Raw genomic sequence first — 355 nt, forward strand, 5'->3', positions numbered from 1 at the left:
CGCCGCTCGCTGCCGCCCGGGTCCACATCTGAAACCCGTAGAAGCCGCGGTCGGCGAGCAGCAGCATTCCCGGCTCGAGACGGTCGAGGAGATCATTCGACAACTTCCGCTCCGAGGTCGAACACGGACCGATTGCGGCATCGACGAGTGCATGGGTGCCGCATTCGGCTACTGCCACCAGCCGTGCCTGCGGATACGCGGACTGCTCGCCTCGGCTCGATGCCGGCCTACCGAAATGCTCTGCGTTAGCGGGCGTGTCGGCCAAGTCCAGACACGTCCCGTCGATCGCCATCAATCTGCGTCCGGCAAGCCACGAGCCGGGAGTGTCCATGGTCGCTACAGGGCGAGCCACCCG

1 protein-coding gene is annotated in these 355 nt (G+C 66.2%); it reads right to left on the bottom strand.

Translation table 11 applies throughout. The annotated features are described in order from the left end of the window. A partial coding sequence (locus tag BJI47_RS00370; protein ID WP_139804839.1) for a transposase occupies positions 1-355 on the bottom strand: 355 nt, incomplete at both ends.

It is taken from the genome of Rhodococcus sp. 1168 (genome assembly GCF_002091955.1).
Taxonomy (GTDB): Bacteria; Actinomycetota; Actinomycetes; order Mycobacteriales; family Mycobacteriaceae; genus Rhodococcoides.